Origin of the sequence: Cysteiniphilum sp. QT6929 (assembly GCF_030035755.1) — a bacterium.
Taxonomy (GTDB): domain Bacteria; phylum Pseudomonadota; class Gammaproteobacteria; order Francisellales; family Francisellaceae; genus Caedibacter; species Caedibacter litoralis.
The window spans coordinates 1,913,289-1,936,757 of sequence record NZ_CP103983.1; the positions used below are offsets into that span (position 1 = coordinate 1,913,289).

General features: G+C 42.8%; 2 protein-coding genes. One reads left to right on the plus strand and one right to left on the minus strand.

The annotated features are described in order from the left end of the window. Positions 1-91: 91 nt before the first annotated feature. Positions 92-23,167 (plus strand): DUF4347 domain-containing protein, encoded by a 23,076-nt coding sequence (locus NYP54_RS08405; RefSeq protein WP_283156130.1) that lies wholly within the window; start codon positions 92-94, stop codon positions 23,165-23,167. Here the strand turns inward: NYP54_RS08405 and NYP54_RS08410 are convergent, their stop codons facing one another. Beyond that, entirely contained in the window at positions 23,168-23,410 is a 243-nt protein-coding gene (locus NYP54_RS08410; RefSeq protein WP_283156131.1) for a hypothetical protein, read from the minus strand. Positions 23,411-23,469 lie beyond the last annotated feature (59 nt).

Below are 23,469 nucleotides of genomic sequence, written 5' to 3' on the forward strand. Positions count from 1 at the left end.
TTTTTATGATGAGCATCTACACTTATTGGTATCGAAGTTTTGTATATATTTTGCCTAAGCTTTTAGGCATGCAAAAAAGAGGTACCCCGCCATGATTAAGAAAGTATATCAAATAATACGTCAACAGCTGTCTGAAGAGAAATTAAACAATCTAAGCGATAGCATATTTCTTAAAAAGCAAAAACACGTAGAGGCAATGGAGGCTAAACAGCGTGTCGATAAAGTCAATGTTAATAAGCTCAAGAAGAAAAAGGGCAACGATAAGGCTTTGTTGCGTCTGCCGGATCAGTATCCATCTTTGTTACAAGAGCTTGAACCACGGTTTATGTTTGACGGTGCAGCGATTGAAACGGTAGATTTAGCGGATGGTGTATCTGAACAAGAGCAAATCTATATTCTCAATGCGATTGATCAGAATGAACAAGCGCATGCGACAGAGAGTTTATTGCAGGCAATAGAAGCCAATGTTGAAGGATTTCAAACTGATTATAGTAAGTTCAAGGAAGTGGTAATTGTTGATGCACGTGTTAAAGACCCGCATATTTTGATTGACAGCATATCGCGTAAAGCGGCGATTGAGGTTATTTTGCCTGATCAGGATGGTGTTGATAAGATTGCTGAGTTATTAGCTAAATACAATAATCTTGATGCCGTGCATATTATCAGTCATGGTGATCAGGCGAAGCTTGAGCTAGGTAGTGTTGATTTAACGTCAAATAACTTAGCACAATATCAAATGCAATTACAACAATGGGGTCAAGCGCTTACTGAGCAAGGTGATATTTTATTCTACGGTTGTAATGTAGCCGAAGGGGATAAAGGGCAAGCCTTTATCGATGAATTAAAAGCATTAACCAGCGCTGATATTGCAGCGTCAGAGGATATCACAGGGGCAGAACATCTGGGCGGTGATAGCATTTTGGAATACACACAGGATGTTGAAAATGGCGCCATTTTGTCATTTAGTCAATATTTACATCAATTGACAGCTACTCAGCTTGGTCAGGAGATTGTTGGTGATGGTGTCGATGATCAATTTGGTTCAGCTGTTGTGATGAGTCAAGATGGGACACGGATGGCAGTTGGTGCAGCAGAGACAGGCAATGGTACAGGACCTGGATATGTCAAAATATATCAATGGAACAGTGGCGCATCTCAGTGGGATCAGATGGGCTCAACAATCAATGGTGATGGTACGAATGATTTATTTGGTAACTCCATTACGATGAATTTGGATGGTTCACGTGTAGCGATTGGTGCGCAATATGACGATAACAATGGCGTAAACTCAGGCTCTGTCAAAGTATATGATTGGAATAGTGGCACATCGCAATGGGATTTAGTGGGTAGTGTAATCAATGGTCTAACAGCCGGTGATCAATTTGGCTTTGATCTCTCATTAAGCGCTAATGGGTCGATTTTAGTGATTGGCGCACCATTTAATGATGAGATTGCAAGTAATGCAGGACAAGTAAGAGTATATGAATGGAATGGATCGGCATGGGTGCAAAAAGGAAATCAGATTAATGGTCTTATAGGTAGTGATAACTTTGGTAGTTCAGTATCGATAAGTGACGATGGCTTGCGTTTCTCGGTGGGTGCTAGATTAAGTGATGCTAATGGGACAAGCTCAGGTAGCGTGACGGTGTATCAATGGAATAGCGGGACATCGCAATGGGATCAAATGGGCAGTGTGTTGGTTGGTGAGGCAGCTGGAGATCAGTTTTTTAGAACATCCATCAGTGGTGATGGTTCGCGTTTAGCGGTTGGTGCGAGATTAAATGGTACGAATGATATTGGACATGTTCGTGTATTTGAGTGGAATAGTGGTGCATCCCAGTGGCAACAGATTGGATCAGATATTGATGGTGAGTTTGCTAATGATAACTTTGGGTCATGGGTGTCACTAAACAAGGATGGCACACGTTTAGCCGCGAGTGCGTATTTTAGCGATGGCAACGGTGCTGACTCAGGGAGTGTCAGATTATTTGATTGGAATGCAACGACCTCACAGTGGGAGCAGTTTGGCGTTAACATCAATGGAGAGGCAGCTGGAGATGAGTTTGGTTTACCGTTAGCGCTTAATGCTAATGGCGACCGCTTGGTGGTTGGTGCAAAGAATAATGACAGTAATGGCAGTAATTCAGGTCATATTATTGTGTACGAGGTTATCAATGATCAAGATGCGCCGATTTTAGTCAGTAATCAAGGCTCAGCAACGTTGACGCAGGTGGGGAGCAGTATTAATGGCAGTAGTGCCAATATCAATTTAGGCTCAGCAGTGTCAACCAATATCGATGGATCGGTCTTTGCTGTTACCGAACCTCAATATGATAATGGTAAAGGACGAGTGCGTATTTATAAAGACAATGGTGGCACTTGGGTGCAGATGGGCAGTGATATTTTAGGAAATGTCAGCTTTGAATATTTTGGTGCAACTGCAACTAGCTTGAGTGCAGATGGCTTAACGATATCTATTAGTATGGCAGATGCTGATACCCCTGTTCAAAATGCTGGCGGTGTTAAGGTTTATCATTTTAATGGCAGCAGCTGGGTACAAAAGGGTAACACTATTTTGGGCGATAGCATAAATCAGTATGCGGGACTGAGTAATCAGCTAAGTGCTGATGGTAATCGATTGGCAGTCGGACTTTATGGAACCAACACATTTAGAGGATCGGTACGTATTTATGAATATAACAGCAGCACAAACAGCTGGGTACAAATGGGGTCACAACTCTTGGGTGATGCTGGATCAAGTGCGCATCAACTGGGGGTTTCAGTTGCGTTAAGTGCTGATGGCACCATTGTCGCTGCGGGTGGTAATGGGTATGATCAGGGTGCAACTAATCGTGGTAGTGTTAAGGTTTATCAGTGGGATGGTAGCACATGGAATCAGCTAGGTAGTGAGCTCTTAGGTGCGCTTGCAGATGATAAGTTTGGTAATTCAGTCTCCTTAAGTGCCGATGGCTTAACATTGGCAGTTGGCGCTGATGAGGCAGATTCAAGTGGTACTAGTCGTGGTGCAGTGTATACCTATACATGGAGTGGCTCAAGCTGGGTGCAAAAGGGTATGACATTGCTAGGCGCTAGCGCAAATGATAAGTTTGGGCGTATTGTCAGGCTAAGTGCCGATGGTCAGACGCTGGTTGTTAATGCACCACTTAACGATGATAATGGCGTTGACTCTGGCAGTGTTTATGTTTATCGCTTTAATGGTGATTGGCAACGAGTAAGCACGATTTCTGGTGTTGCAAATGAGGAATTAGGTCGAGGCTATTGGGGTGGAGGAACAGCTGTTTCTGCTAATGGGCAGCGCCTTGTGATAGGTAGCACGTTAAATGATACCGCAGGGACAGATGCGGGTAGAGTTAGTGTCTATGACATTAATTACGGTCAAACGGTACTAAGCTATAATCAAGCAAGTGGTGCTAAGGCAATTGATGATGGCATAAGCGTCTTTGATATCAGTGTTGATAACTTAGTATCGGCTTTAGTAACGATAAGTGGTAACTATGTTCAAGGGGAAGATGTTTTAGATGCGTCGGTCACGGGAACTAACATCACTAAAAGTTTTAATGCAACAACGGGTGTGCTGAGTTTAAGCGGTGTTGATAGTTTGGCAAATTACCAACAAGTACTGCGTTCAGTGAGCTATAGCAATACGATCTTTAGCAACACGGCAACACGGACGGTGAGTTTTGTTATTAATGATGGGATGAATGACTCGCCCACATTAAATGCTAACATTAAATTAAGTGCTCAAGCACCGTCAATTGCCACCAGTCAGGGTGGTGCAACTTTGACGCAGGTTGGTAGTGATTTCTTAGGTAGTGCCGCTAATATGCACTTAGGATCTGCAGTATCAACCAATATTGATGGATCGATCTTTGCTGTTACTGAGGCTGACTATAATAGCGCCAAGGGACGAGTACGTATTTATAAAGATAATGGCGGCACTTGGCTGCAGATAGGCAGTGATATTTTAGGGGATGTAAATTTTGGCTATCTTGGCGCAACTAGAACAAGCCTTAGTGCAGATGGTTTGACGATATCTATTAGTATGGCAGATGCTGATAACCCTGTTCAAAATGCTGGCGGTGTTAAAGTCTATCATTTTAATGGTAATAGCTGGGTGCAAAAAGGTAATACCATTGCAGGAGAAAATGTTAACCAATATGCAGGACTGAGCAATCAGCTAAGTGCCGATGGTAACCGACTCGTGGTAGGTTTTTATGGAACCAATACATTTACAGGTGCTGTACGTATTTATGAATATAACAGTAGCACAAACAGCTGGGTGCAGATGGGGACACAACTCTTGGGTGATGCTGGATCAAGTGCACATGAGTTCGGTGTTTCGGTTACATTGAGTGCTGATGGCACCATTGTTGCTGCGGGTGGTCATGGTTATGATCAGGGAGCAACCAATCGTGGTAATGTTAAGGTTTATCAATGGAATGGTAGTGCTTGGATTCAGCTAGGTAGTGAGCTCTTAGGTGCACTTGCAGCTGATAAATTTGGTAATATGGTATCGTTGAGTGCTGATGGATTGACATTGGCAGTTGGGGCGCATGAAGCGGACTCAAACGGCACTGATGCGGGATCAGTATATGTGTATACCTGGAATGGCTCAAGTTGGGTACAAAAAGGTACAACATTGTCAGGTGCTAGCACCTTTGATAAGCTCGGACGTGCTGTTCAGCTCAGTGCTGATGGTGAGACGCTAGTTGTTGCTGCACCATTAAATGATGCAACAGGGTCTGATGCCGGTAGAGTATACATTTATCACTTTAATGGCGATTGGCAATTATTGACCACCGTTTCTGGATCAGCAGGTGACGAGATGGGTGGTGGGCAATTTGGTCATGGTACAGCGATTTCTGCGAATGGACAACGCATTGTGGTAGGTAGTAAATATAACGACAATGCGGGGACAGATGCCGGTAGGGTTAGTGTTTATAACATTAACTACACTGGACCAAGTTATACTTACAATGAAGATGATCCAGCACAAATTATTGATAATAGCTTAGTGATTAGTGATATTGATAGCAGCCATTTAGTTTCTGCAACGATATCGATTAGCAATGGTTTTAATGCCGCAGAGGATATTTTAGCTTTCACGGCATTGGGTAACATTACAGGAAGCTATAATGCCTCAACAGGTGTATTAAGTTTAAGTGGTAATGATACGATTGCGAATTATCAAACGGTATTGCGCTCAGTAACATATCAGTCTAATCAAAATATCAGTGTTGCAGGCAGCAAAGAGGTGAGCTTTGTAGTCAATGATGGACTTAATAGTTCGGTTGCTGAAGTGATTTCGTTTAATGTGGCTCCGGTGAATGATCCGCCAGTGAATACAGTGCCTGGGGCACAGTCAGTTGATGAGGATAGCACGTTGGTGTTTAACACTGCTAATAGTAACTTGATCAGTGTAGCAGATGCTGATCATGCAGCATTGAGTGTGACATTAACGGTAACCAAGGGGCGTTTGACCTTGTCACAAACGACGGGTTTGACCTTTGTGATTGGTGGTAATGGTGAAAGTCGCATGAAGTTTAGTGGTAGCATTACCGATATTAATGCGGCATTAAATGGTTTGATATACGCAGGCAATCCAGATTTTACAGGCAGTGATAGCTTAACGATATTAAGTGAAGATAATGATGTCACAACACCTTTGAGCGATAGTGATGTGATCAGCATTACCGTGAATCCAGTGAATGATGCTTCAGTGTTACAAAGTTTTTCTGGTGTGCCAACGCTTAATCAGCTAGGTGCTACGATTGATGGTGATGAAGCCAGTAGTTTATTGGGTGCGGCGATTGCCATGAGTGCTAATGGTCAGGTAATGGTTGTGGGTGTGCCACAGCAAGATGCTAATGGTGGAGATAGTGGACAGGTTCGCGTTTATCAATATATCAGTAACAACTGGGTAGCGATGGGTTCAGCGATTGCAGGACCAAGTACAGGTGATTTTGCAGGTAATTCAGTCGCTATTAGTAGTGATGGATTGCGTATTGCCATAGGTGCACCGTTAGCGGATAACGGAGGACTTAATCAGATCGGTAAAATACGTGTATATGATTTTACCGGTGTTGATTGGCAGCAGGTCGGTAATGATGTAGTAGGGACTTCACAGTTTGATGAAGCCGGTAGTTCAATTGCTTTAAGTGGTGATGGCAGTAAGCTAGTATTCGCAGCAAGAAAAAATAATACCAATACAGGTTTTGTTGGTGTTTATACCTATGATGGTGTCAATTGGGTGCAGCAAACGGTGATTTATGGTGAGAATGCAGGTGATGAGTTTGGTTCATCGGTGGCATTAAGTCGTGATGGCAGTACTTTAGTGATTGGTGCTAAGTATAATGATGAAGCATTTAACAATGCAGGTAAGACCAAAGTATACACTTACAATGGCAGCAGCTGGGTGGCAAAAGGGTCGCCAATATTAGGTGGTGCTTCATCCGATCAATCTGGTCATTGGGTGAGTGTTGATGCTGATGGTAGTACGATTGCGATTGGTTCGCCGTTGAATAATAGTGCTGCAGGTCTGATTAAAGTTTATGAGTGGACGGGCAGTGTATGGAGTCTTAAAGGCAGCCAGATTGCTGGAAACGCTAATGACATTTTGGGTATGTCTTTTGCATTAAATGATGATGGCGATATGCTCATTACTGGTGCGATTGGTGCGGATGCCGGTGGTGTGGATAAAGGTGTTGCAAGGATTTATCGTTATGCCGCAGGCGCATGGACGCAAGTATTAACAGATATTGAAGGTCAAGCGACGGATGATCAGTTTGGTCGGGGTATTGCCATCAGTGCAGATGGTAAAACCTTTGCTGTTGGTGCGCAATACAATGACCCTGGGGCAATAACAAATGCCGGTCAGGTTCGTGTGTATCAATTAAGCTATCCAGGCTCTGTCATTAATTATGTTGAAAATGATGCGGCAACGGTGATTGAACCAGCATTGGTGATCAGTGATATTGATGATATCAACATTGAAAGTGCGACAGTGACAATTACGGCAAATTATGTCAATGGTCAGGATGTTTTAGGATTTGTTAATACTGCAAATATCACAGGAAGCTTTAATACAGCCACTGGGGTGTTGACATTAACGGGTACGGATACGCTTGTCAATTATCAAACAGCATTACGTAGTGTGACGTATCAAAATACCTCATTAGCCCCGAGTGAATTAAGTCGTACGGTAAGTTTTAAAGTTAATGATGGTGATGTTGACTCTGCAGTATTAACCGCAACGGTTAATGTTGCTGCGGTCAATAGTGCACCAGTAAATACCATTCCTGCGACACAGGTTATTAAAGAAAATAACACGCTGGTGTTTAATACTGCCAATGCCAATGTGATTAGCATTGCAGATGATAATAGCAACAGTACGGTTACTTTGTCGGTGACTAATGGTATTTTAACCTTATCACAGGTTACGGGTTTGACTTTTAATAGTGGCAGTAATGGCAGTGCAAGTATGCAAATTACGGGCACACTTACTGATATCAATGCCGCTTTAAATGGCATGAGTTATCAGCCTACAACAAGCTTTACGGGTGCTGATACATTAACAGTTTTATCAGATGATGGTACTTTATCAAGCAGTGATCCATTGACCATTAATGTCTTGGCAAATATCGATCCTAAATTAACCACTTTTGAAGGTCCGGTCACCTTAAATCAATTGGGTGCTAATATCAATGGTGCCGCAGCGTTTGATAATCTAGGACATGCGGTGTCAGTGAATAATGATGGCTCGGTGATTGCTGTCGCATCAAAAGCCCATGCCAGCAATCAAGGGGTGGTACAGATTTATCAATACAATGGCAGTGCATGGGTGCAATTAGGTAGCGATATTCTGGGTGAATTTGCGGGCGATAACTCAGGTTCGGCTATCTCACTAAGTGATGATGGCATGATCGTTGCCATTGGTGCAGAGAACAGCGATGATGGTGGCACAGACTCCGGTCATGTGCGTGTTTTCCAATATAATGGCAGCAACTGGGTGCAGTTAGGACTTGATATCGCCGGTGAAGCAGCTTCAGATAGATCAGGGTCAGCAGTAAGCTTAAGTGGCGATGGTCAGACAGTAGCAATTGGTGCGGCACTTAATGACAGCAATGGCAATAATAATGGCGGACAGGTTGAAATCTATCGTTATAGTGGTGGCACTTGGTCACAGCTTGGTTTAGACATTGAAGGATTAGCCGCGGGTGATATTTTAGGTAAGAGTGTGTCCTTAAGTCAGGATGGTAACACAGTGGCAATTGGTGCGAGCTCTCCTGCTGTTGGCAATGGCTATGTCCAAGTCTATAACTATAATGGCTCAAGCTGGGTGCTCGTTGGTAGTGCGATCACAGGTCAAGCATTGGATGATAATTTTGGTTATTCAGTGTCATTAACCGATGATGGATCTAAAGTTGCGATTAGTGCACGGCTTAATGACAATGTCAATGGTAACAATAGTGGGCAAGTACGCGTCTATGGTTACAATGGCTCAAGCTGGATACAGTTAGGTGGTGATATTAATGGAGAGGCTGCGGGTGATCAATCTGGTTGGTCAGTTTCAATCAGTGGTAAAGGTGAGATTCTTGCGATTAGCTCACGCCATAATAATGGTCTAACTGGGCATGTCCGTATTTATCGTTATATTGACAACGTCTGGCAGTTTGTGACTGAAATTGATGGTGCAGCTGCGGATGATCAATTTGGTTATTCGGTGGCGTTAAGTGGTGATGGTAGAACCTTAAGCGCTGGTGCAGTAAATAGTGATACGGTCAATGGCACGGATAGTGGTCGTGTGAGTACGTATCGCTTAGATTTTGCAGGACGGGTCTTAAACTTCACTGAAAATGATAGCGCAACGGTGATCGATAGCACCTTGGCGATCAACGATGGTGATGATACCCAGATTCAATCTGCGACGGTGACGATTAATAGCAATTATGCTAATGGTGAAGATGTTTTAAGTTTTACATCAGTAGGCAATATCACAGGATCATTTAATGCAGGTACTGGTGTATTATCATTAAGTGGCGCAGATACATTAGCCAATTATGAGTTGGCATTGCGCTCAGTCAAATATCAAAATACCTCTGAGGCACCGTCTGTGTTAGCGCGTGGTATTACCTTTACGGTATTTGATGGCAATGATAATTCCAATGTGATTAATGCAGTGGTTAATGTGACCTCAGTGCCTGATGTTCCGGCATTAACCGGAGGTGTGACGATTGCATATACTGAAAATGATGCCGCAAAAGTCATTGATAACACTTTGGCAATTAGTGATATAGATGATACGCATCTTGAGCGGGCAACCATTACCATCAGTAATAACTTTACGATGGCTGAAGATATTTTAGGCTTTACCGATACAGCGACGATTAAAGGATCTTATAACATTATCAGTGGTGTGTTGACCTTAGTGGGGCATGATACTTTGGCAAATTATCAAGCGGCTTTGCGTAGTGTCACGTATCAAAACACGTCAGATACGCCAAATACTGCCGCACGGACAATTAGCTTTGTGGTCAATGATGGTGATGTTGATTCTGTGAGTGTAGACAGTACGATTAATCTAAGCGCGGTTGCCGATGCGCCTGTTTTTGTGAATAAAGACATTACAGTGAGTGAGCTTAACACCTTTGTTGCCTCAGATGCAGCAGTAGCTGATTTCTTTGGTTCATCGGTTGCGATGTCAGGTAATGTGGTGGCAATTGGTGCTGAGTTTGAGGATAGTGGTGCATTAAGTACAAATGGTGCAGTGTATGTTTATCGTTTTGATGGCAGCAACTGGATTGAAACGAAACTGCTTGCCAGTGATGCGACCAGTAATGCGCAATTTGGTGCGCAGGTAGCATTGGATGGCGATATGCTGTTTGTTTCCGCACAACGTGACAATGGCAATAGAGGTGCGGTATATATCTTTAAATATGATGGCAGCAACTGGATTGAAACACAAAAGATTGTGCCTGTTGATATCGCTGCTAGTGATGAGTTTGGTATTAGCCTTGCCCAGTCTGGCAATACGCTGGTGGTAGGCTCATTTGGAGATGATGATAATGGCAGTAGTTCTGGTTCAGCTTATGTCTATCGCTATGATGGTCAAACGTGGACACTTGAGCAGAAATTAAATGCCAGTGATGGTGCGGCAAATAACCGCTTTGGTTCTAGTGTTGCTATCAGTAATAACGCCATTGCAATATCAGCAAGTGTTGGGTTAACCAAGACAGGTCTTGTTTATGTTTACCGCTTTAATGACACGACGGATATGTGGGATGAGGAGCAAAAAATCAGTGTTGGTGATGTTACTCAAACCAGTAATATAAACTATAACATCGCCATGGATAAAGATGTGATTGTGCTTGGTAGTGGTGATGCAAGTATAGCGGCATCTGCTGGAGCGGGTGCTGTTTATATTTATCGATTTAACGGTGTTAGCTGGGCACAGGAAGTCATGCTGACTGCCCAAACTCCAGTTGCGAATGGTAATTTTGGATTCTCTGTTGCGATAGAAGGTGAAACAGTGATTGCGTCACACAGAAACAACCCTACAGAGGCATTGGTTTATCGCTATTTGGAAGGCAGTTGGCAGCTATTAGAGAGCTTCAAAGGAAGTGATACACTCGATAATGATGGTTTTGGCGGTAGTTACGGTACTATTGTGATTGACAATGGTCGAGTATTAGTTGGTAACTCAGCTAAAGATGTCTCAGGCTTAAGCAGCGCTGGTAAGGCTTACTTGTTTGACCTACCTGCCAATAGTAATTTAGGCACTCTTGCCGCAATTACGGTAACTGAAGGCGATCCAGCGTATAATATTGCGACTTTAACAAACGCCTTTGTTGTGATAGATGTTGATACGGCAAACTTTAATGGTGGTAATTTAACATTAGTAAATACCAGCAATAGTGAGGATCATTTTAGCATTGAGAATCAGGGCACGGGAACTGATCAAATCGGTGTTAGTGGCACGGATGTCAGTTTTGAAGGGAATATTATTGGTAGCATTGTGAGTAATGGTAGTGCAGGGAATAATCTGGTGGTTAATTTTACGAGTGTTAATGCCACAGATGCTGCGGTGAGAGCATTGGTTAAATCGATTCAATATACCAACTCATCCATAACTCCAGCGGCACAGCGTACGATTACGATTACAGTCAATGATGGTGATGGCGCGACAAGCAGTGCGTTAACACAAGAGATTAATGTAACAGGTGTGAGTATTGCGCCTATTATTGATAGCACCTTAGGCACGCCATCGTTAGCGCAATTAGGGCTTGATGTTGTCGGTAAGGTTGGATCTGATAAGTTGGGTGAGTCAATTGCATTAAGCTCAGATGGGCTAACGATGGCAGTTGGTTCCGTTACGAATAATTCAAGCACCGGGTATGTGCAAGTTTATCGCTATAATGGCAGCGCATGGGCGCAGCTAGGTGCAGATATCAATGGTGAAGCGGTTAATGATTTTTCAGGTGGTAGTATTAGTCTGAGCGCTGATGGTCAAACGGTTGCGATTGGAGCGCGTTTAAATGATGGTGTTAATGGTGTTGACAGTGGGCATGTTCGCGTTTACAGCTATAACACAAACACCAGTGCTTGGGAGCTTTTAGGCGCTGATATTGATGGTTTAACTGCAGGCAGTTTATTTGGTGCAGCCGTGAGTTTAAGTGACGATGGACGGACTTTAGCTGTTGGCGCAAGGCAATATAATGGTGCGGCGGGTACTGCTAGTGGTGCTATGAGTGTTTATCAGTATAATACGGGCACGATGATGTGGGATCTATTAGGTGCAGCAATTGAAGGGGATGCTGCTAATGATCAGTTTGGCTCGTCGATAGCTATTAGTGGTGATGGCTTAAGTGTAGTTGTTGGTGCGTTTTTGGGTGATACAGTCAATGGTGTTAACAGTGGCTATAGTAAAGCTTACAAATATAACACAGGTACTAGTACGTGGGAGCAGTTAGGCAGTACGCTCAATGGTGACGCCGCTAATGATCGGTTTGGGACATCAGTAGCCTTGAGTGATGATGGGCTGACTTTAGCAGTTGGTGCTAACTTTAATGATAATGCTAATGGTAATGATAGTGGTCAAGTGAAGATTTATTATTACAATACGGGCACGAGCGATTGGGATCTTTTAGGCAGTCCAATTTTGGGTGAAGCATTGTCTGATCAATCAGGGGCATCAGTTGCGTTAAGTGGTGATGGTACTAAGGTTCTTATAGGTGCTAGTCAAAATGATGGTAATGGAGATAGTAGTGGTCATGCACGTCTATACCAATATAATGGCAGCAGTTGGATTCAAGTGTTAAGTGATATTGATGGTAGTTCTGGTGAACAATTAGGTTATGCAGTTGCCTTGAATAACTCAGGTTCAATGATAGCATTAGGTGCACCAAGAAATGATGTCGGTGCCACGGATATTGGGCATGCTCGCGTTTATAAGCTGAGTTACTCAGGTGCAATAATTGCCTATACTGAAAACGATAGCGCCACAGTGATTGATAATACCCTTGCTATTACTGATTTTGATGACACTAACCTTGAAAGTGCAACCATTACCATTAGCAATAACTATGTCAATGGTGAGGATGTGTTAGCGTTTGCAAATACGGCGAATATCACAGGAAGCTTTAATGCAGGAACTGGGGTATTAACCCTAACAGGTACTGACACGCTTGCCAACTATCAGGCAGCATTACGCAGTGTGACGTATCAAAACACGTCTGATAATCCAAGCACCTTAGCACGAACAATTAGCTTTGTCGTTAATGATGGAGATGTTGACTCAAGTGCGGTGACAAGTACGATTAATATCACCGCGGTGAATGACGCACCGATTGTGGTGGCAGGTGGTACGTTAAGCTATACCGAGAATGACTCTGCCAGTGCCATTGATGCGGCACTTACCGTGAATGATGCGGATGATACCAATATCGAAAGCGCAACCATTACCATTAGCAATAATTATGTTAATGGTGAGGATATCTTAGCATTTGCAGATACTGCTAATATCACGGGAAGCTTTAATGCAGGAACTGGTGTGTTAACCTTAACAGGTAGTGATACAGTCGCTAATTATCAGGCAGCATTACGTAGTGTGACCTATCAAAACACGTCTGATAATCCAAGTACCTTAGCACGTACCGTGAGCTTTGTCGTGAATGATGGCGATGTGAACTCAAGTGCGGTCACCAGTACGATTAATGTGACAGCAGTGAATGACGCACCGGTTGTCGTGGCAGGTGGTGCGATAAGTTATACGGAACAGTCACCAGGAGTGGTCATTAATGGTTCGATTACCGTGAATGATGTTGATGATACTAATATTGAAAGTGCAACGATTTCAATTACGGGTAACTTTGCCGCAGGGCAGGATGTTTTAGAGTTTACGGATACAGCCAATATTACTGGCAGCTTTAACGCAGGTACTGGAGTCATGACCTTAACCGGTAGTGATACAGTCGCTAATTATCAAGCAGCATTGCGTAGTGTGCTTTATTACAACACCTCAAATAATCCAAGCACCTTAGCACGTACGGTGAGCTTTGTTGTGAATGATGGTGATGTCAATTCAACTGCAGCGACAAGCACAATTAATGTCAATGCAGTGAACAACCTTCCTGTTATAACAGCGGGTGGAACATTAAACTATACGGAAAATGATGCAGCCAGTGTCATTGATGGCACCATTACTGTGAGCGATGAGGATGATACCCATATTGAAGAAGCAACGGTTACAATAACGGCTAACTATGTTAATGGTGAGGATGTATTAGCGTTTGTTGATACGGCAAATATCACCGGAAGCTTTAATGCCAGTACGGGTGAGCTTACTTTAAGTGGTAGTGATACGCTTGCCAACTATGAGGCAGCGTTGCGTAGTGTGACGTATCAAAACACGTCTGATAATCCAAGTACCTTAGCGCGTACGGTGAGCTTTGTTGTTAATGATGGTGGTAGTAACTCAGTAGCGGTTACAAGTACGATTAATATCACCGCGGTGAATGACGCACCGGTTGTGGTGGCAGGAGGTACGTTAAGCTATACCGAGAATGACTCTGCCAGTGCCATTGATGCGGCACTTACCGTGAATGATGCGGATGATACCAATATAGAAAGCGCAAGTGTTACGATTAGCAATAACTATGTTAATGGTGAGGATATCTTAGCATTTGCGAATACTGCTAATATCACGGGAAGCTTTAATGCAGGAACTGGTGTGTTAACCCTAACAGGTACTGACACGCTTGCCAATTATCAAGCGGCATTACGCAGTGTGACCTATCAAAATACTTCTGATAACCCAAGTACCTTAGCACGTACCGTGAGCTTTGTTGTTAATGATGGCGATGTCAACTCAAGTGCGGTGACAAGTACGATTAATGTGACAGCAGTGAATGACGCTGCGGTAGTTACCGCAGGTGCGGTCTTAAGTTATACCGAAAACGATAGTGCCACAGTGATTGATAATACCATTACCATCAATGATGTTGATGATACCAACCTTGAAAGTGCAACCATTTCAATTACGGGTAACTTTGCGACAGGACAAGATGTGCTTGGATTTGCAAATACGGCGAATATCACAGGAAGCTTTAATGCAGGAACTGGGGTATTAACCCTAACAGGTACTGACACGCTTGCCAACTATCAGGCAGCATTACGCAGTGTGACGTATCAAAACACGTCTGATAATCCAAGCACCTTAGCACGAACAATTAGCTTTGTCGTTAATGATGGAGATGTTGACTCAAGTGCGGTGACAAGTACGATTAATATCACCGCGGTGAATGACGCACCGATTGTGGTGGCAGGTGGTACGTTAAGCTATACCGAGAATGACTCTGCCAGTGCCATTGATGCGGCACTTACCGTGAATGATGCGGATGATACCAATATCGAAAGCGCAACCATTACCATTAGCAATAATTATGTTAATGGTGAGGATATCTTAGCATTTGCAGATACTGCTAATATCACGGGAAGCTTTAATGCAGGAACTGGTGTGTTAACCTTAACAGGTAGTGATACAGTCGCTAATTATCAGGCAGCATTACGTAGTGTGACCTATCAAAACACGTCTGATAATCCAAGTACCTTAGCACGTACCGTGAGCTTTGTCGTGAATGATGGCGATGTGAACTCAAGTGCGGTCACCAGTACGATTAATGTGACAGCAGTGAATGACGCACCGGTTGTCGTGGCAGGTGGTGCGATAAGTTATACGGAACAGTCACCAGGAGTGGTCATTAATGGTTCGATTACCGTGAATGATGTTGATGATACTAATATTGAAAGTGCAACGATTTCAATTACGGGTAACTTTGCCGCAGGGCAGGATGTTTTAGAGTTTACGGATACAGCCAATATTACCGGTAACTTTAATGCAGGGACTGGTGTGTTGACCTTAACAGGTAGTGATACAGTCGCTAATTATCAAGCAGCGTTGCGTAGTGTGCTTTATTACAACACCTCAAATAATCCGAGCACCTTAGCACGTACGGTGAGCTTTGTTGTTAATGATGGTGATGTCAATTCAACTGCAGCGACAAGCACAATTAATGTCAATGCAGTGAACAACCTTCCTGTTATAACAGCGGGTGGAACATTAAACTATACGGAAAATGATGCAGCCAGTGTCATTGATGGCACCATTACTGTGAGCGATGAGGATGATACCCATATTGAAGAAGCAACGGTTACAATAACGGCTAACTATGTTAATGGTGAGGATGTATTAGCGTTTGTTGATACGGCAAATATCACCGGAAGCTTTAATGCCAGTACGGGTGAGCTTACTTTAAGTGGTAGTGATACGCTTGCCAACTATGAGGCAGCGTTGCGTAGTGTGACGTATCAAAACACGTCTGATAATCCAAGTACCTTAGCGCGTACGGTGAGCTTTGTTGTTAATGATGGTGGTAGTAACTCAGTAGCGGTTACAAGTACGATTAATATCACCGCGGTGAATGACGCACCGGTTGTGGTGGCAGGAGGTACGTTAAGCTATACCGAGAATGACTCTGCCAGTGCCATTGATGCGGCACTTACCGTGAATGATGCGGATGATACCAATATAGAAAGCGCAAGTGTTACGATTAGCAATAACTATGTTAATGGTGAGGATATCTTAGCATTTGCGAATACTGCTAATATCACGGGAAGCTTTAATGCAGGAACTGGTGTGTTAACCCTAACAGGTACTGACACGCTTGCCAATTATCAAGCGGCATTACGCAGTGTGACCTATCAAAATACTTCTGATAACCCAAGTACCTTAGCACGTACCGTGAGCTTTGTTGTTAATGATGGCGATGTCAACTCAAGTGCGGTGACAAGTACGATTAATGTGACAGCAGTGAATGACGCTGCGGTAGTTACCGCAGGTGCGGTCTTAAGTTATACCGAAAACGATAGTGCCACAGTGATTGATAATACCATTACCATCAATGATGTTGATGATACCAACCTTGAAAGTGCAACCATTTCAATTACGGGTAACTTTGCGACAGGACAAGATGTGCTTGGATTTGCAAATACGGCGAATATCACAGGAAGCTTTAATGCAGGAACTGGGGTATTAACCCTAACAGGTACTGACACGCTTGCCAACTATCAGGCAGCATTACGCAGTGTGACGTATCAAAACACGTCTGATAATCCAAGCACCTTAGCACGAACAATTAGCTTTGTCGTTAATGATGGAGATGTTGACTCAAGTGCGGTGACAAGTACGATTAATATCACCGCGGTGAATGACGCACCGATTGTGGTGGCAGGTGGTACGTTAAGCTATACCGAGAATGACTCTGCCAGTGCCATTGATGCGGCACTTACCGTGAATGATGCGGATGATACCAATATCGAAAGCGCAACCATTACCATTAGCAATAATTATGTTAATGGTGAGGATATCTTAGCATTTGCAGATACTGCTAATATCACGGGAAGCTTTAATGCAGGAACTGGTGTGTTAACCTTAACAGGTAGTGATACAGTCGCTAATTATCAGGCAGCATTACGTAGTGTGACCTATCAAAACACGTCTGATAATCCAAGTACCTTAGCACGTACCGTGAGCTTTGTCGTGAATGATGGCGATGTGAACTCAAGTGCGGTCACCAGTACGATTAATGTGACAGCAGTGAATGACGCACCGGTTGTCGTGGCAGGTGGTGCGATAAGTTATACGGAACAGTCACCAGGAGTGGTCATTAATGGTTCGATTACCGTGAATGATGTTGATGATACTAATATTGAAAGTGCAACGATTTCAATTACGGGTAACTTTGCCGCAGGGCAGGATGTTTTAGAGTTTACGGATACAGCCAATATTACCGGTAACTTTAATGCAGGGACTGGTGTGTTGACCTTAACAGGTAGTGATACAGTCGCTAATTATCAAGCAGCGTTGCGTAGTGTGCTTTATTACAACACCTCAAATAATCCGAGCACCTTAGCACGTACGGTGAGCTTTGTTGTTAATGATGGTGATGTCAATTCAACTGCAGCGACAAGCACAATTAATGTCAATGCAGTGAACAACCTTCCTGTTATAACAGCGGGTGGAACATTAAACTATACGGAAAATGATGCAGCCAGTGTCATTGATGGCACCATTACTGTGAGCGATGAGGATGATACCCATATTGAAGAAGCAACGGTTACAATAACGGCTAACTATGTTAATGGTGAGGATGTATTAGCGTTTGTTGATACGGCAAATATCACCGGAAGCTTTAATGCCAGTACGGGTGAGCTTACTTTAAGTGGTAGTGATACGCTTGCCAACTATGAGGCAGCGTTGCGTAGTGTGACGTATCAAAACACGTCTGATAATCCAAGTACCTTAGCGCGTACGGTGAGCTTTGTTGTTAATGATGGTGGTAGTAACTCAGTAGCGGTTACAAGTACGATTAATATCACCGCGGTGAATGACGCACCGGTTGTGGTGGCAGGAGGTACGTTAAGCTATACCGAGAATGACTCTGCCAGTGCCATTGATGCGGCACTTACCGTGAATGATGCGGATGATACCAATATAGAAAGCGCAAGTGTTACGATTAGCAATAACTATGTTAATGGTGAGGATATCTTAGCATTTGCGAATACTGCTAATATAACGGGAAGCTTTAATGCAGGAACTGGTGTGTTAACCCTAACAGGTACTGACACGCTTGCCAACTATCAAGCGGCTTTACGCAGTGTGACCTATCAAAACACTTCTGATAATCCAAGTACCTTAGCACGTACCGTGAGCTTTGTTGTTAATGATGGCGATGTGAACTCAAGTGCGGTGACAAGTACGATTAATATTACCGCGGTGAATGATGCACCAGTTATGGTAGCAGGTGGCACGTTAAATTACACAGAAAACGCGCCAGCGAGTGTGATAGATACTGGTATTAGTATTAATGATGTTGACGATACCCATATTCAAAGCGCAAGTGTTAGCATGATTGGTAATTATGTTAATGGTGAAGACATCTTAGCGTTTGTCAATACTGCTAATATTACCGGTAGCTTTAATGCTGCCAGCGGTGTATTAACCTTAAGTGGTAGTGATACGATCGCTAATTATCAGGCAGCATTGCGTAGTGTGACCTATCAAAATACTTCAGATAACCCAAGTACGCTGTCAAGAACCGTTAGATGGTTAGTGAATGATGGCGATGCCAATTCAAATCTTGTCACCAGCACCATTAATGTGACTGCGGTGAATGATGTTCCCGTTTTATCTGCTGGAGGCGTATTAAGCTATAGTGAAAACGACCCAGCAACAGTGATTGATGGATTACTGAGCATGTCTGATGTTGATGACACAAATATTGAAGGTGCAACAGTGACGATTAGTAATAACTATGTCAATGGTGAGGATATCTTAGCATTTGCAAATACCGCAAATATCAGCGGAAGCTTTAATGCAACAACAGGTGTGTTGACCTTAACAGGCAGTGACACGGCCGCTAATTATCAAGCGGCGTTAAGATCAGTTACTTATCAGAATTTATCATCTAATCCAAGCACATTATCACGCACGATTAGTTGGACGACAAATGACGGTGATGGAAATTCAAATATAGCGACCAGTACCGTGAATTTAGGTGCGATTAATAATGCGCCCATTGTAAATGCTGGCGGTGTTGTTAATTATATTGAAAATGCCAGTGCCATTGTTATTGATAATGGTATTACGTTATCTGATGCAGATGATACGCATGTTGAAAGTGCAACGATTTCAATTACGGGTAACTTTGCCGCTGGACAGGATATTCTTGGATTTGCCAATACGGCAAACATTAGCGGCAGCTATAATGCCGCGACTGGGGTGCTTAGTTTGTCAGGTAGTGATACATTAGCTAACTACGAGTCTGCTTTAAGAAGCATTACCTATCGCAACACCTCAGATAATCCAAGTGTGTTATCACGTACCATTAGTTGGAGAGTCAATGATGGGGATTCAAATTCATCGATTGTAACCAGTACCGTTAATATCACTGCAGTGAATGATGTACCAGTCATTAGTGCTGGTGGTGTTCTTAACTATAGTGAGGGCTCTGGTGTGATTGCGATCGATGGTGGTATTGTTGTCAATGATGTTGATGACACACATATTGAAAGCGCAACGATTTCAATTACGGATAACTTTGCAGCAGGACAAGATGTGCTTGGATTTACAAATACTGCAAATATCACCGGAAGCTTTAATGCGGGCACTGGTGTGTTAACCTTAACAGGTAGTGATACCCTTCTTAATTACCAAGCGGCATTACGCAGTGTAACCTATGAAAACACATCGGCTAACCCAAGCGTATTATCACGCACCATTGGCTGGGTGATCAATGATGGTGATGCTCCCTCTAGTGAGGTAACCAGTACGATTAATCTCAGTGCTGTTAATAATCCAGCGGTATTAACAGCAGGTGCAAGTATAACCTATACCGAAAACGATAGTGCAACAGCAATTGATACAACAATTGTTATCAGTGACCCTGATGATACGCATATTGAAAGTGCCAATGTAACGATCAGTGGCAACCATGTTAGTAGCGAGGATATTCTTGGGTTTGTCAATACAGCCAATATTACGGGAAGCTTTAATGCAGGAACAGGCGTGTTAACCTTAACAGGCAGTGACACGCTTGCCAACTATCAAGCGGCATTACGTAGTATAACCTATAGAAATACGTCAGAGAGTCCAAGCGCTTTACCTAGAACCATTAGTTGGATTGTTAATGATGGTGATAGCAACTCAGTTGTTGCAACAAGTACCGTGAATGTTGTTAGTGTTAATGATAGTGCTGTGATCTTAGGCGGAAGCACGTTGAGTTATACAGAGAATGCGCCAGCAAGCATCATTGATAATAGTGTTATAATTACAGACGTTGATGATATAAATCTTGAAGGTGCAAGCATTTCAATTACGGGTAACTTTGCAGCAGGACAAGATGTGCTTGGATTTACAGATACTACTAATATCACAGGAAGCTTTAATGCTGCCAGTGGTGTATTAACCCTAACAGGTACTGATACGCTTGCCAACTATCAGGCAGCATTACGTAGTGTGACGTATCAAAACACTTCAGATAATCCAAGTAGCTTAGCGCGTACTGTAAGTTTTAGGGTCAATGATGGTGATATCAATTCAAATGCCATCACCAGTACCATTAATGTAATAGCAGTGAACGATGCGCCATTATCAAGTAACCGTACGATTACGATTAATGAAGATAGTCAATATGTCTTTAATACGACAGACTTTAACTTTGTGGATCTTGATAACAGTACTTTATCGAGCATTAAAATCACCACACTTGAAAATGCCGGATCATTACAGTTAAACGGTAACGATGTGACATTAAATGCCGTGATTTCAGCAAGTGATCTTGCTGCAGGTCATTTGCGCTTTATACCTCAAGCAAATGCAAATGGTACTAACTATGCCAGTTTTGGCTTTAGTGTAAACGATGGTATAGCTGACTCTGTCGCAAGCTATACCATGACGATCGATGTTATGCCAGTGAATGATGCACCAGATGGTGTTGTTACAATTACTGGTGAGCGCCGAGTAGGTCAAGTATTAACAGCAGTTAATACACTCAGTGACAACGATGGTTTAGGTGTGTTTACATATCAATGGTATCGTAATGGTAGTGCGATAGTTGGCGCAACCAGTAATAGCTATCTGTTAATTGGTGATGATGCAGCTAAGAGCATTCATGTTGTGGTGAGTTATCTAGATGGTGATGGTACATTGGAAACTCAAAGCAGCACAAATCTACTTATTTTGACGTCAGACGGGTTATTACCTGTTGATATTGATAATAATGGTGAAGTTGATGTTGTTGTACCACAGAATACGCTAGTGGTGAATAACAATAATGGCACAGTTACGGTAACACTGCCAAATGGCGGTGTTGTAACCGTAGATAAAGATCAAAACATTACGATTACAGAAGCAAATAATGGCACCATTACCTTGGATGTTGGTGGTAATAATCAAGGCGATGTTATCGTTGACAGTGGTGCTCAAGTGACAACGCAATCTAATAACACCATTACAGTGACCACTGCGAATAACACAACAGTCACTGTTCCTCGAGATCAACAAACAAGAGTAACTGATGGCACAGATAACAAAGCCGCTGTGGATATTGGGAATGATGGTACAGTGGATGTCTTTGTACCAAATGGTGCTCAAGTTCAAAGGCTTGACAATGGTAGTATTCAGGTAACAACGGCAAGCAATGATCAGTTTGTTGTAAGACCAAACTCTGGTTCTACCTTAGCTGCCTCAACGGTTATTATCTATAACACGCCAGTGCGAGAAACCTTAAGCACACCAAATGCGCAAGGTCAGTATCGGATCTCAGGTGCTGCTACAGCATCAAGTGCTTCAGCGATTGACTCTGGTTCAGTGAGATCATTTGATCAAGCGTTTGCCGGCTTTGCTAACAATACAGTCTTCACTGTGCCGACATTAACGTTTACAGCAGGTAGCGGTACGTTAGGCAGTCCATTAACGGCATCGATATTACCAGGCAGCTCAGTCTTGATAGGTACGATGCTTAGTACAGATCAAGTAGAAGTGGTGGTGAATGGATTAACTGCTAATGAAGGTCGCCTTGAGACAGAAAGAGTTGATAACAGAATTAATATTTACTATAAACCCAATAGTGCATTCTCAGGTAAGGCGGACTTTAGTACACAAGTATCAAAAGATGGTGTGCTACTGGTTGAATATCAGATGCTGATTAATGTTGCACAAACACCTGATGTGATTACACAAAGTGCTCAAGCGAATAAAGTCGATGTATCTACAGCCAAGGTACAGGAAACTAAAGTTTCAGATGCTAGGATAAAAGAGCTTAGCGCCTTGAAGCCTGAAGTTAAATCGATCATTGAAAATAGTAAATCTAACTTTGCACAAGCATTAGATAATAAAGCACCTGTTGAACGTTTAACAGAGATTGCAAGAACAGCGCTTAGAGAAACAATCAGTGCAAGTGATGCTAATCCTTCCGCAAGTGCTGAGGTAGTTAAAGGTGTCTTGCAGCAAGCAATTGAAGCAAGAGAGACAGCGCCAAATGTTGGTAAGATTGCTTCAGGTATGTTAAAAGCAGCGATGGATGCTGATCAAACACCGACTACAGTGGTAAGAAGTGTGATTGAGCAGACGATTGAGTCAAACATGCCAAGTACTGATGTTGCGATTGTGTTATCACAAATGATTTTAGATTCAGATGATGATAAACAAGATGACATTATTGAGGCAATTGCCGCAGAGCCTAAGTTGAATGAAGAGCATATTGCCAATATGTATGATTACTTGAAAGAGCAAGATCCTGCGTTAGCAGAAGACTTTATGAATGCGGTGAAAGAAAGCAAAGATGCTGAAACGGTGAATAATGCAGCACAAATAAGCAAAGCATTTAATATCTCATTAAGCACGCCGATGAAAGAAGGATTGCTCGCCAAACTTAAAGCGAAGCTCTTTGGAAGAACAACTGTAGAAGACAATCAGATTGTATTTAGTGAAACTGAGCAGGCTTATAAGCTGCAAGTTAATAAAGCTAAGCTGTTAGACTTGGCAAAAGCCAATACAGATAAAGATCATACTGATAACAAAAATTCCTGATCACTCAGGAGCGACAGCCGCTTTGTCATGAGAATCTTTCCAATAGAACTGATTCTCAACAATCGGTTGTTGGTTTTGTGGCATGGCATAGTTTTGATCATTGGGGTTGTAGTAACCAGGTGTTTTTGGTTGACTATCAGCATTAGGCGAATTAAAGGCACTAAATTGATTATGTGTGCAGGCGCTTAATATGACTGAGAGTGATCCGATAAGTATCGCATTGATTAATTGTTTTCTGGTCATCGTGGGATAAGTCCGTTTAGTCAAATGTCTTCAAAGTATGGTAGATAACCTCAGTTCGG